The organism is Chitinophaga polysaccharea (assembly GCF_902150045.1).
Lineage (GTDB): Bacteria > Bacteroidota > Bacteroidia > Chitinophagales > Chitinophagaceae > Chitinophaga > Chitinophaga polysaccharea_A.
In genome coordinates this window covers 1,053,333-1,066,727 of record NZ_CABFVU010000003.1, presented here as the reverse complement: position 1 = coordinate 1,066,727, position 13,395 = coordinate 1,053,333, and the positions used below count along the sequence as shown (strand labels likewise).

Annotated in this window: 14 protein-coding genes; 9 read left to right on the top strand and 5 right to left on the bottom strand. The window is 44.1% G+C overall.

Going from position 1 to position 13,395, the window contains the following annotated elements:
• Positions 1-2: 2 nt before the first annotated feature.
• Positions 3-1,013 carry an alpha/beta hydrolase family protein gene (locus tag FN124_RS24730; RefSeq protein ID WP_185937360.1) on the bottom strand — a complete coding sequence of 337 codons (1,011 nt, stop codon included), beginning with the start codon at positions 1,011-1,013 and terminating at the stop codon, positions 3-5.
• A gap of 103 nt (positions 1,014-1,116) precedes the next feature.
• Positions 1,117-2,448: a PQQ-dependent sugar dehydrogenase gene (locus FN124_RS24725; RefSeq protein ID WP_142687442.1), complete on the bottom strand. Its 1,332-nt coding sequence runs from the start codon at positions 2,446-2,448 to the stop codon at positions 1,117-1,119.
• A 355-nt stretch (positions 2,449-2,803) separates the two neighbouring features.
• Between FN124_RS24725 and FN124_RS24720 the strand changes: the two genes are divergently transcribed.
• The gene (locus FN124_RS24720) at positions 2,804-4,072 is read left to right on the top strand and encodes a glucuronyl esterase domain-containing protein (RefSeq protein WP_142687441.1); all 1,269 of its coding nucleotides are present in this window, start codon (positions 2,804-2,806) and stop codon (positions 4,070-4,072) included.
• 39 nt (positions 4,073-4,111) lie between these two features.
• On the opposite strand, the gene FN124_RS24715 is transcribed toward FN124_RS24720, so the two are convergent.
• Entirely contained in the window at positions 4,112-5,029 is a 918-nt protein-coding gene (locus FN124_RS24715; protein WP_142687440.1) for a helix-turn-helix domain-containing protein, read from the bottom strand.
• 67 nt (positions 5,030-5,096) lie between these two features.
• Entirely contained in the window at positions 5,097-5,846 is a 750-nt protein-coding gene (locus tag FN124_RS24710) for an alpha/beta fold hydrolase (RefSeq protein ID WP_142687439.1), read from the bottom strand.
• A 222-nt stretch (positions 5,847-6,068) separates the two neighbouring features.
• Between FN124_RS24710 and FN124_RS24705 the strand changes: the two genes are divergently transcribed.
• From FN124_RS24705 to FN124_RS24670, 8 genes are all read left to right on the top strand, one after another.
• A complete protein-coding gene (locus FN124_RS24705) occupies positions 6,069-7,988 on the top strand; it encodes a tetratricopeptide repeat-containing sensor histidine kinase (RefSeq protein ID WP_142687438.1) in 1,920 nt (639 codons plus the stop codon).
• Positions 7,978-8,619 carry a response regulator gene (locus tag FN124_RS24700; RefSeq protein ID WP_142687437.1) on the top strand — a complete coding sequence of 214 codons (642 nt, stop codon included), beginning with the start codon at positions 7,978-7,980 and terminating at the stop codon, positions 8,617-8,619. Before FN124_RS24705 ends, FN124_RS24700 begins: the two co-directional genes overlap by 11 nt.
• 116 nt (positions 8,620-8,735) lie before the next feature.
• Positions 8,736-9,161, top strand: coding sequence for a hypothetical protein (locus tag FN124_RS24695; RefSeq protein WP_142687436.1), 426 nt, complete (start codon positions 8,736-8,738; stop codon positions 9,159-9,161).
• A gap of 29 nt (positions 9,162-9,190) precedes the next feature.
• Positions 9,191-9,664 (top strand): hypothetical protein, encoded by a 474-nt coding sequence (locus FN124_RS24690; RefSeq protein WP_142687435.1) that lies wholly within the window; start codon positions 9,191-9,193, stop codon positions 9,662-9,664.
• A 337-nt stretch (positions 9,665-10,001) separates the two neighbouring features.
• Positions 10,002-10,433, top strand: a complete 432-nt coding sequence (locus FN124_RS24685; RefSeq protein WP_142687434.1) for a hypothetical protein — start codon at positions 10,002-10,004, stop codon at positions 10,431-10,433.
• Entirely contained in the window at positions 10,420-10,914 is a 495-nt protein-coding gene (locus FN124_RS24680) for a nucleotidyltransferase (RefSeq protein ID WP_142687433.1), read from the top strand. The genes FN124_RS24685 and FN124_RS24680 overlap by 14 nt, the downstream gene beginning before the upstream one ends.
• A gap of 595 nt (positions 10,915-11,509) precedes the next feature.
• Positions 11,510-12,268, top strand: a complete 759-nt coding sequence (locus FN124_RS24675; RefSeq protein WP_142687432.1) for a SprT-like domain-containing protein — start codon at positions 11,510-11,512, stop codon at positions 12,266-12,268.
• A gap of 11 nt (positions 12,269-12,279) precedes the next feature.
• Positions 12,280-12,777: a hypothetical protein gene (locus FN124_RS24670; protein WP_142687431.1), complete on the top strand. Its 498-nt coding sequence runs from the start codon at positions 12,280-12,282 to the stop codon at positions 12,775-12,777.
• A 279-nt stretch (positions 12,778-13,056) separates the two neighbouring features.
• Here FN124_RS24670 and FN124_RS24665 read toward each other — a convergent pair whose 3' ends face one another.
• Entirely contained in the window at positions 13,057-13,395 is a 339-nt protein-coding gene (locus FN124_RS24665; RefSeq protein ID WP_142687430.1) for a hypothetical protein, read from the bottom strand.

Genomic DNA, 13,395 nt, shown 5'->3' with positions numbered 1-13,395 from the left:
CATTACCATAGCTCACCGAAAAATTGATTGATCCTTGTTTGCAGTTCAGTATTATTGGTAGTAATATCATCGTGTGTACGATTAGGGTAGATAAATAATTTCACTTTGTCTTCCAGCCCAAGATCTTTCATGCGGTTAAATAATAATTCTCCCTGTGAAGCTGGCGTGATGCGGTCCTTTTCCCCGCAATGCAGTTGTGTTTTCGGTAAGCGGCTGCAAAAGTAAAGAGGAGAGGAGGCGATCATTAATTGCCGCGTCTCCGCTATGGTCATAGTGCCATTAACCAGGCCGGTTAAAAACTGTTCTTTGTAGGTCCGGTCATTATATAACTGTGCCGTTAGCCCGATAAAATCAACATTAAATGCAACAGGCGCCACCCGTTTAAAACGTCCGTCGCGCTCCCCGGCCAGGAGTGCTACTGTACCTCCGCGGCTGCCACCCCGGATCATGGCCCTTCCCGTGTCTGCCAGTGGAAATACATTGCCAACAGCCGTTAACGTGGCGATCACATCATCGGTTGCCCCATCAAACGCATCGAAGCGTGACCCCTGCGACAAGGGTGATTTATAGACCACATTATTTATTTCCACGCTGACGTACTGACCCCTAAGGGATGGCACCACGTAGATTACCGGTAATTGATCATCCGTCAATCCTATTTTTATCGAATTTACCGGTTCCTTTTCCGTTCCGTATCCCCCCACATAAAACATTACCGGCAGCGGGTGATCCGTCACCGGAACCAGTACTGCTGCATACTCCTTTGAGCCGGATAATTCAAAGGAAATAATATGCAGTGATAATTTTGCATTGATGACATGTGTTTCTTCGGTCGTTATGTTTAAAGGGGTCAGATTGCGCGCTGACCATAACTGCTGCACCGCGTTGATTTCCGTTGTTGTTGGTGCCGCAAATAACGCGGTCTTATCTATTCCCTTTAATGCATCTTCTTTTTTACAGGCCAACGATAAGGTTAATATACCTATAAGCAGTACAACCGGGAGATATTTCATTGTGGAGATATTTGAATAAAAATAACCCATTCAACTGTCCGGTAAATAAGAGACTGTGATTTTAACAGTTTTTTATATAAATGATGCCTGGTTGGAGGCTAATTTATTTTTTAACACTTATCCTCCAGATGCTGTTGCCCGCATCATCTGCTACCAGCAATGCGCCGTCTTTTGCAACCGATACACCTACCGGCCTGCCATGTACCTCGCTCTTACCTTCATCCGCGATAAACCCGGTCAGGAAATCTTCCGCTTCCCCGGCAGGTTTGCCATCTTTAAAAGGTATGTAAATGACCTTATAACCTGCCAGGTGGGTGCGGTTCCATGATCCATGTTGTCCTATAAAGGCGCCGTTCCTGTATTTTTCAGGGAACATATTGCCTTTGTAAAAAACAAGGCCCAGCGAAGCCGTATGGGCTATCAAAGGCAGATCCGGCACTATGGCGGTTTTTACCAGCTCTGTTGCCTGGCCTTTGAAAGCCGGGTCTTCATGTTGGCCGAAATAAGAATAGGGCCAGCCATAAAAACCGCCGTCTTTTACGCTGGTAAAATAATCCGGTACCAGGTCGTCGCCCAGCTGGTCCCGTTCATTTACTACTGTCCAAAGTGTATGCGTGCCCGTAGCCCAGTCCATACCCACGGGGTTACGCAATCCGCTGGCATATATCCGCATGTTACTGCCGTCGGGGTTCACTTCTAAAATGGCCGCCCGGTTCTTTTCATTTTCCATACCATGCTCGGCTGCATTGGTGCCTGAGCCAACGGAAACATATAACTTGGTTCCATCTTCACTGGCAATTATATTCCTGGCCCAATGGTTATTATATCCGCCGGCAGGTAATGGCAGGATCTTTTTTCCTTCCGCCTTGATACTGGTCATGCCAGGCTGATAGGGATATTGCATCAGCCCGTCGGTATTGGCTACATAAAATTTATCGTTCAGCACCAGCATCCCCATGGGCTGGTTCAGGTTTTTCATAAACGTATAGCGCTCGTCGGGATGCCCGTCGTTATTGGTATCACGGAACATGGTGATCCGGTTGGCAGTGATGCTGTTATTCTCCGATTTTGCCTTGCCGCTTACCGCGTTGATCAGCTCCTGGGTAAACCGTTTGATGGCATGGGCTTCCGACACAAAAACATCGCCATTGGGCGCCACAAAGATCCAGCGGGGATTTTTCAGGCCATCCGCAAATTTGGTCACCACAAAACCCGGCGGGGCAATGGGCCTGGCATCGCCGTCCCATCCTATTACATTACTGAAATTGGTGACCGATGGTGTGGCGCCTGGAAGGGGCAGGGAATCGGGCGGGGTATTGTTCGTCATCTCCAGCGAATCCAACGGGGGGTGAGCCGCTTTTTTCCCGGATCCGTTACAGCCATATAAGGCGGCTAATACAAGTGCAAAAGTTGCGGACAGCAGGATCTTTTCCATAAAAAATGCTTGATTTTGTGGCATGAACGTATAAGGACATCACTGATAATAACAGGGCTAAAACAAGAATGATCACTGTTTACAGCACTTAATTTAAGACGTTAGGTTTACAAACCCAAATATACCGGCAGGGAAAAAGTGGTTCTTCCATAAAAAGCCTTCTATGACCCTGGACAGATGCTTATTAAATACATGACAGTGCAGGATAGTTGTACAATCATTTCTGTCTAAATTGAAGTAACACACAATTATAGCCATTAGTGGGGAAGTTGCCGGTAAGGTGCTTTTATGGTATAAACCTGCTTTCTATGCTAATGTCTGTTTATTATTATCTTACCCCGGTAATCTGTACAACATGAAGCAAAAAATTATACTAAGCTTTCTTTTGCAACTGGCAATCCTTCCTGCCTGCTTTGCGCAACAGTCAAATGAGGCAGCGGTCGGTTACCACCTGCCGGATGTGATGCGTACGCAATCAGGTAAAGTAATAAATACGGTGGCAGGTTGGGAGAAAACCCGCCGCCCCGAAATAACAGCATTATTTGAAAAGAATGTTCAGGGCAAAACCCCTGTAAAGAACATCCCATTGAGGTATGTACCCTTATCAGTTAGCCGCAATGCATTAAACGGAACGGCTACCCGGAAACAGGTGCGGGTATATTTTTCGGGGGATGATAAATATTACATGGATATTTTACTCTACCTGCCTAATAGTAAAAACAAGCCTGTGCCCATGTTCCTGGGATTGAACTTTGGGGGTAACCAGTCTGTTAATGCCGATACGGGAATACTTATTTCAGAACGGTGGGTTAAATACGCCCCAGAGCCTGCCTATAAAAATCATTTTGCAACAGCAGCTTCACGCGGTACACAAAGCAACGACTGGTGCGTTGAAAAGATCATCGCGGCTGGCTATGGGCTGGCTACGGTGTACTATGGCGATCTTCAGCCAGACAGTGCAAATAGCGTGAATGCAGGTGTGGCTCCATTGTTTTACAGGAAAGGGCAGAAAGAACCTACCGCAGATGAATGGGGCGCCATAGGTGTATGGGCCTGGGGCTTAAGCCGGGCGCTCGATTACATGGAAACAGACAAGGATATTGATTCAAAAAAGGTGACAGTGATGGGGCATTCCCGTTTGGGTAAAACAGCACTTTGGGCCGGGGCGCAGGACAAACGGTTTGCTTTGGTGATCTCCAATAATTCAGGAGAAGGAGGCGCCGCCATTACGAGAAGGAAGTACGGCGAAACCATTGCCGTAATGAATAAGGCATTCCCTCACTGGTTTTGCGGGAATTTTAAAAAGTATAATGATAAAGAAGATGAACTACCTGTGGATTTCCACGAATTAATTGCATTGATTGCGCCGAGGCCGGTATATATAGCCAGTGCCTCGGAAGATCAGTGGGCGGATCCTTTGGGAGAATACTTATCCGGATGGTATGCCACCCCGGTATATGCATTGTATGGGTTGAAAGGATTAAACACGCCTGATCCACCGGATATCAACCAACCGGTTGGCGATGGCGCGATCGGGTATCATATCCGAAAAGGCGTACATGCCATAACGTCCTACGACTGGGATCAATATATCCGCTTTGCCAACCGCTTCTTCAGTAAGTAACAGGTAAGCATATATTTTATTAGCAACGCAGCCGGGGCTTCAATTGAACTTTTCCCTGAACTCTAAAGGCGACAGGTTGGTCTTTGCCTTGAACAGCCTGCTGAACGACTGCGGGTGCTCAAAGCCCAGGCCATAGGCAATTTCACTCACGGATTGATGTGTTGTGGATAATTGCGTTTTTGCATGTTCAATCAGCCTGTCCTGGAGGTAATGTTGGGTGCTCTTCCCGGTCAGTGATCTCAGTAAGCCGCTCAGGTAGCCCGGGGAAACATTTAAAGAGGAGGCTATCTCCTTAACGGTCGGCATCCCTTCCACGGATAGCATCTCACTCTTTAAATAGTTATCCAGCAAGGCTTCCAGGCGGTCAAGGATCGAATGCCCCGATCTTTTGCGGGTAATGAACTGTCGTTGGTAAAACCTGTCGGCATAGGTGAGAAGCAATTCCAGCTGCGCAATGATCACGGGATCACTGAATTTGTCGATGTTATTCCGGTATTCCTGCATCATGTTTTCCATGATGGCAAGGATAGCCTTTTCCTCCTTATCAGAGAGGAAAAGCGCCTCATTGACGGAATATCCAAAATAATCGTATTGCCTGATTTTCTTTGCAAGCGGGGTTTTCCAGAGAAAATCGGGATGGATGAGCAGTACCCAGCCAGATCGGTTTGGGGTAGCGGCTTCTTCAGGTTCCACTTCAAACACCTGCCCCGGCGCCATAAAGAATATGACACCTTCCTCGAAATCTCCCGACTGCTGCCCGTATTTCATATTGCCCTTAAAATTCCTGTCGATAAGGATAGAATAAAAGTCGAACATAAAACCCATGCTGGCCTTGCAGGGCAGCTGTATGGAGCTGTAGTCGATAACACTGATCAGCGGATGTTCCGGCTTGGGAAGTCCCATTACCTTATGGTATTCACTGATCGTTTTTATCTGGTGGATCACCCTGTTTGCCATACCTTAAAATTACTCATAAATGTTTAACGATTGCTGCAGCACATGCGGGTACTTTTTCCCGGTGCCGTTACTCATGCACGATCTCTTCCAGTTTTTTGGCCAGGTTTTCCGGTTGCTCACGCATTGAATAGTGGCCGCCTTCAAGCGTGTAGATCTTCCATTTCCTTGCCCTGGCCTTATCTATTCCCATTTTATCGTGACCCGGACTTCCTTTGCCGTCTTTTGTCATCTGGAGAAATGCCGCCGGAATCTTCCTGGCCATGGGGTTGCTGATCTGTAGCGGTTCGGTAAAGGTATTCAATGGCTGCGGTACATCCATAGGAGGAACAGACTTTGTGACGCCGAAAGGATAGAGCAACATACCGTCTTTGATATTGCCCCTGGTCATTGGTTCCCACAGGTCGCCGCAAACATCTTTTGCGCTTTCACCGTTGTCGGGAACCATCGCATCCAGGTAGATCAGTTGTTTGATCCTGTCCGGCGCCTGTTCCGCCACTCCTGAAATAACCATGCCTCCATAACTATGACCTACCAGGATGATATCATGCAGGTCCTCGAACCTGATCACATTCAGGATATCATTGATGTAGGTGGTGAGGTTGATACCAGGATTGGAAAGATGTACCCTTTCCCCAAGGCCCGTAAGTGTGGGCCGGTAAACGGTGTTGCCATGCGCACTTAGAATAGCATCCACTTTTGCATAGTCCCAGCCGCCATCCCATGCCCCGGGAACAAAAAGATAGGTATGGGCATGCTGTTGCTGCCCATATGCGAACGAAGAAAAGACAGTGCTTAGAATAAAGATTAGTTTTTTCATAAAAATGCCTGATTGAATAAATTGTTTGTGGCTACAAAATTGAGGAATGAACAGCAGGAAGGCTTAACCGTATCTGCTTTAGTTGTAACAAAATATCAGGTTGAGAGAGTAGCCCAAATGCCAACTCAACTTCAGGCATCTTTTCAATAGCCTGTTATCCCTTCATTGGCAATGATGTTATCTTTAATTATCTTTCATGCCTGAAAAATATTTTACCTGATCATGGAAGTTGCCATATTAACCCGGACCAGCCTGCATAAAACGTTAGTCCTGCTTCTTGCCGGTCTGCTGGCGGTTTCCTGTTCCTGCCTGGCTCAAAGCGGAACCGCTTTCACGGGTTACGGAAAAGTGCCCGTAAAAACTCCCGATTCCCTTTTGCGGAAAATACATTCCGCCACCGGTATCAAAGAGAAAATACTGGCCCTACAGCCGCTTTTGGCTTTCCATACCGCCCATGGCACTACAGATTCCGTGATCATTTATGCACAACAGCTTATCGGCAGTCTTAACCAAAGTGATCTTTCATCTGCCGACAAATATTCCTACCAGGTTTCCCTTTATCTTACACTGGCCAACGCTTACAATGATGAAGGGCTGTACGACGAAGCCTTGCGTTATTACCTGCAGGGCGCCGGTATCGCGGAATCTCTCGGTAACAAAAGCGCCGTGAATGATAACAAAATGGGTATAGCCAATGTATACGCCGCCCGCAACGAATATGACAAAGCCATTGCTGCATACAAAGACCTGCTGAATACCAGCCAGGATGCGCAGCTGGAACATTTGGTGTACGAGCGGCTGGGCATTATTTTCCTGGAACAGAAAAACCTGTCCCAGGCGAAACAGTATACGGAGAAAGCGCTGGCTTATTTCCGGCAGCAGCACCAGGAGAAAAAAGAACTGCAGGCGAAGCTCACCCTCGGCATCATCGCGGAATTAAACCGGCAAACCGACGAGGCATATAGTATTTATAATGAGGTAAAAAACAATGCAGAACAGCGCCAGTTTTTTGACCTGTATATCAATGCAGGAAAGAGGATGGGCGACCTGCTGATTGCCCGGAAGGATTATGATAATGCAAAGATCTTATTGTCGCTGGTATACACTAACGCGCTTCAATGGAACGACCTGGAAGCACAGCTGAAAGTACTGAACAGTCTTCGTAACCTGCACGCCGTAACGGGCGATTATCAAAACGCCTATGCGCTCATGACCCAGTACATGGGCATTTACCAGGAGGTATTGAACAGGCAGAATAAAAGGGAGATCAACGAGCTGGAAATAAAATACCAAACGGCCCAGAAAGAGAAAGAAATATTGAATAAGGAGAACCAGTTAAACCATCAGAAAACGATAAAATACAGTCTGCTGGTCGGTTTCCTTATCATCCTGCTGCCCATTGTAGGATTGCTGTATATGTATTACCAGAAACTGCAGGCTCAAAGTAAGCTCAATACCACCATGGAGGAAATGAACCGGCAAAAAATTACTGCACTGCTGAAAGATAAAGAACTGGAGCTGCTTAAAGCCTCTGTTACCGGCCAGGAAAAGGAGCGGAAGCGGATTGCGGGTGAACTGCACGACAGCATCGGGGGCAATCTCGCCGCCATCAAACTGCAGCTTTCCAATCAAACCGGGGTGAATGGGTTGGGAACCATTATCCGGCAGGTAGATGATACCTATCACCAGGTGCGTGATCTTTCCCATGATCTTGTTCCGCAGAAATTCAGCCACACGGGCTTTACAGAGCTTATTTCAGGTTATATCAGGCAATTCAACGTACCCGGTAATGCCATTATCACTTTCCATGCTTTTCCGGCTGAAGAAGTTGACCGTATTGACACTTCACTGAAAGTAGAGATCTATAAGATCATCCAGGAGCTGATCACCAATGCCCAGAAACACAGTAAGGCGTCGAAAGTTGAAATACAACTGACCCGCCTGGATGATATGCTGAAGTTGCAGTTTGAAGATGATGGGCAGGGATTTTCCATGGACACAGTTAAATTTGGCATCGGCTTTCAGAATATCCGTGAGCGGCTGAAATTATTCGACGGCGTGTGCACCATCGATTCTTTCCCTTCTAAAGGCACAGTAATTGACATTGAAATACCTTTAAGCCAGGAATACCATGAAGCATAACATTATCCTTGCAGACGATCATAAATTGTTCCTGGAAGGCCTTATCCGATTGATCACACAAGACCAGGAGCTCCAGGTGCCCTACTATGCCCATAACGGCAAACTGGTCATGAACTATCTTGATCAGCATCCGGATGAGCAGGTAGATCTTGTTATTACCGATATCAGCATGCCTGACATGGACGGCATCACCCTGAATAATTATATCAAGGAAAAACGGCCGGAGATCAGTACCCTGGTGGTAAGTATGCATACCGACAGCAATATGATCGATGCGCTGATCCAGAATAATGTGGACGGCTTTTTATCAAAAAACGCAGATTCAGACGAGTTAATGGAAGCGGTAAAAACGATCCTCAAAGGAGGAAAATACTTTTCAGAAGCCGTGAAACAGGAATATCTCAAAAGCGTTTTCAATAAGGAAAAGGAAACCCTTGAAATGCTCACTTCCCGCGAAAAGGATGTGCTGAAGCTGATTGCGGAAGAATACACCACCCAGGAGATCGCCGACAAACTCTTTCTCAGCAAGCATACTATTGAAAGTTACCGCAAAACCCTTATCCTGAAATTAAAGGTGCGCAACCTGGCAGGCCTCACCAGGTACGCTGTAAAACTAGGCCTGCTCAGTTGACCCCCTGAAAACAGGGTATTGAATTTCACTGGATACGATGTTGTAGCCCCCATCGTACCCGGCTACCTTTGTTGCATAACAAAACAGAACAATCCATAACTAAAAAATGCAACATTATGATTTACGGAATTACATTAATCCTGCTGAGCATCATTGCTGTTCCCTCCCTGATCTTATCTAAAAAGCCAAACGCAAAGGAATTGTTGGCAAGCGTGGAGCCCTACCAGGGATGGATCGGGATTATTTTCTGTTTCTGGGGTATATGGGGGCTTGTAACCGCCGTTTTAAATATTGGCTGGCTTACCTCAGCGCCTGTATGGTGGACCACATTAGCCGCAGGCAGCCTGGTGGAAGCATGCCTGGGTTTTCTGCTCGGGTTCCCGCTCATCAATAAATTATTCCTCTCCGGCAATGAGAAGGCCAGGGAAAAGGCGGTGCGCGTGCGGGCACAATTAGCACCCAAACAGGGTAAGTTAGGTATACTGGGTATTATTGTTGGCGCGTGGATGATTGTTGCCTCCTTCCTTTTTACGATTGCCTAGCATTTCTTTTATCACTCAACTTTAAAGCGATGAAAAAAATAATACTGGCCGGCATCATATTGGTGTCGGCATTGGGAAGCCATGCCCAGGAACAACAAACCCACTCCATCCAGGTTAATGGCATCGCCAAAATAGACCGCGAGGTGGAAGCTTACCTGATTGATTTTTCCATATCAGTGGAGCATGGGGAATCAGAAAGCAAAAGATCTTTCGAAGAGCTGAAAAGGAGCTTTTTCACAAAGGCAAAGGAAGCTGGTTTGAATGAAAGCCAGTTTAAAGAAGATAAATTGGGTTACCAGGCATTACAATATTTCAGGGAAGGCAGTTTATATACTTTCCAGACCCGTTCCCGTGATGAACTGTTGAAAGCTGCCAGGCTGGCCAATGGCAGCGTTATCGCCATCACAAGCACACGGGTAAAGTTTAAACCTGTTGTGAAAGATGAAAAACAATTCGAGACAGCATTTCTTAATAGCAGGGAAAAAGCTGCCATCATTGCATAAGCCATCAATAAAAAGCTGGGGCCCGTGTTATTGGTGACGGATCTTACTGCCCAGGAAATCAGGGTGGAGGAGAGCTATTACTTTAAACCAATCGAAGATCAATATCTCTCCCTGTTGGTTAGTTTCACGATTGAATAGCCGGCCTTCCGTCCATTTTTGCCCCCCGAAGTATATTGGATGCTGACCATAGGATTTATTGGAATATTACAAAGCCCGCACTGCATTGTTGCGGGCTTTGGTTGTTTAGTGGGGTGACCTATCTCTCCAAAGAAAGTGTTATATATATTAATTGTAATGTAAATGACAAATAAAACCATAATATTTGTTATTTTTGGGTATGAAACATCAAATTCCCAGCAATAAAAGAATAGTGCTTGTGCATTGGAAGGAGCATCAACAGGTGGAGGTTTTCTCTAACCTCAAAAACTTTTGTCTTAGTTATCCCCAATACAATTATAATACGCTTAATAACTACCTGAGTAAAGAAAAAATACCATACGATAATGATTCAGTTCGTGTAGAACGGAAAGATATTCTTACTAAACCTAAACCACCGGCTTCAGCATTAAGAGCTATTGTGCCTGTTATACGTAGGGTAAAAATGAAAGAGTCGGATGATCGTGTCAGGGATCTGGAATATTGGTTATCTCAGCCTGAAACTAAGAGGGTAGAGGCCGTGACATTTTTGGTAAATCAAATGCTCAAAAAAGGCCAGCGAATGGATAAAACCGTTGTTAATAAAATAAAACGATCAGATGATATTAGCTAAAGATTTTGAGGATTTTATCAGGTTACTCAATAAACATGAAGTTGAGTACATGGTGGTTGGTGGATATGCGATGGCATTTCACGGCCGGCCACGGTTTACCGGCGATCTGGATATCTGGATCAATATATCGGAGAGAAATGCGGCGAACCTACTTAAGGTTATTAAGGATTTCGGTTTCTCATCGTTAGGATTTAAGAAAGCGGATTTTTTACAAGAGGGTTGTATTACCCAAATCGGTTATCCTCCTTTAAGAATTGATTTGTTGAATAGTATTGATGGCGTTAGGTTCCCGGAGGCATACGAAAACCGCCAGAAGATGATTGAAGATGATCTGGAAGTATGTTTTATTGGGCGACAGGATTTGTTAGCGAATAAGATGGCTTCAGGAAGAGATGTAGATCTCCTGGATGTACGCGAATTAAAGAAAATAACGCCCCAAAAGAGCCAACAACCTAAGAAAGGTAAAGGACGAAAACATTAGATAGTATCGTCAACTTATAAAGTGTAGTAACTCCGATTTAATAATACAGTTGGGAGAATAAGAACAATACTTTATTCTAACAAATGGAGCTTTTCCTCCAGATACCGAGTTTTTCTTCAAATTGGATGGTAAAACGTATATTTCCGTGATTTGTAGTTTATTGTTGTCGAGCTTTTTGGTGTTTTGGTAGAATAATTCTTGCTAATTAATTATTGTACCATAACTATGCCTCGGAACAAATTAACCCTTAACTTATACTATGTTCAAATTTGTTAACCAACGGAAACCATTCGTGGAGGCTGCAATTCTCCTATTCCTAACAATCAGCAGTTGTCAAAAGGACTCAACTAATATACCAGTTAGTTCTTCTTCTGCTATTTCAATAGATGAGGCTAAAAACTGGTTATCAATTGGGCCTTTACGCTTGCAAGCAGTATCTAATAAACACAGTAATCCAGGAGTTCCCAAGTGGGAAGATGCTACGGTATTTAAGTTCGCAGATAAGTCCAGTATCTTAAAAGTGCCAATAACTGGATATAATCTTCCGGTAGGTTACAGAGATCTTCTTTTTTAGAAGGATTCCAATGGAGTGGTATTGGGAGCTATTCAGGAAATTAGACCAGACAAAGCATATCTGGCTGGGAAAGGTAGGTATGGAGATGAAGACATGAGGCAATTTGTGACCAATGGCGATTTTACCGGTGACATAATTATTTTTGATCCATTTGACAACGTTCCTCTCAGGGGCAGACGTTTTAAAGACGGGCTTGTGACTGGCAACCTGAAATACAAATCACCGGCTTTGATGGTGGATGATCCCATAGATCCGCCGAAGCCAAAGAAAAAAACAGCAGGCCTTGATGACGATGATCCAGCCTTTGGGCCCAGTAACAAATACAATATAACTTTCTATGATCGTGATGCCTGGCCAGCTAATTATCCTAAATTTAACGAACTTGCCGCGGGTAGTACCTATCATCGGTTTGTAAATGGAATTTTAAAAGTAGATGTATATCTCAATAATCCATTGTTGGAATGCGCAAGCCAGGAATATATTGCCGCTACACTACTTCATGAGATAGCACATGGCATACTTACATATGAGAATATTGATGGCAGCAATGCACAACATAATGAAATGTTTAAGAAATATCGGAAGGAGATAGCAGCGGGTCTTAGAGAAATGTTTCCTGGCATTAATAAGGACGATGCCGATGTACTGGCCTATGAAGGGCTTGATGGAACAATATGGGGATCGGCTTTTAAAACGGCCTTTCCTAAAAGTTGCAACACGATGGTTGTCATTATGGATGCGTATAGAAATGGAAATAAAGGAACTAAATGTAGTAAATAAAAATGAAAATTATGAGACGATTCATCTTATTAGGTCTTTTTATAGCTTTTTTGTTTTTCTCCGGAAAGATAGTGGCGCAAAGCAATTGCATTGTTCCTCCAAAAATAAAATCTGCATTAGAATTAATCGCTAGTAGCGCTATGGACAGCGCAACTTTTGGCCAAGTACATTTCTTTAATATTGGAATCGTATTGAATAATGCAGGCATGGTAAAAGAGGTTAAATTTTCGGATGATGTTGAGCCTGATGTTGAAAGAACAATAAGGAAAACCATTAGAGAGAATAAAATTGACTGGAAGGCTATATTTACAGCAAACAATATCAAAGGAAATATCTACCTCTTAGTACCTGTTTTCTATGGAGTTGAATTACCAGAAAAACCACTAACAGTGGATTTTGAAGATATCGCAAAAAAGTTTAAATCCTTATTTACTTTTAAGAACCTTCATCGATACGACAATACAATAATTGTGGAGCCTAATATTTATACAGGCAATATTTATTATTAGGCAACACCAACTGATATTTAATGTAATAGCTACTACTTGATCGCACAGTACAAGTGATTTTGTATGGTTAAGTAGTAGCTATTACTTATAAAGCATTGTTTCGATCAGTCACTTACTTCCTTACTCACTTTATTCCTGCGCTGTACTTCAAGGCGTAGGTTTGCATTATAGTCGCATTTACAAAATCTGCCTTCTCACCAGGATAAACAAATAAGTCTTCAACAGTATACTCATAAAAAGTAGCAATATTTTCCAATGGATTATAGACAACAAAGGGGATTATGAATGAGTGTCCTCCTTCTGCTTTTTTTCAAAAATTGCCTGCCAGTTAATTTCTTTATAAATATCAGGATTAGTAAGTTGCGGTATCAGTTCTTTAGGGGAAAACTTTGAGGCATCAATGCTGGTTATTCTGTTCGACCCTGATAAATTAATACGGAGAGAAAAAACAGCGGATATTTTCTTTTCAGCTAATGCTATGGGACATCTTACGTTTCTGTCTAATATTCGGATCAGTTCTTCCTTAACTTTTTTTCCATCATTGTGTTGCGCATACAACCTATGCGAGGTGGAGAGGAAAAATAAGCCAAATAGAATAGCTGGAAAAATTATACGCAT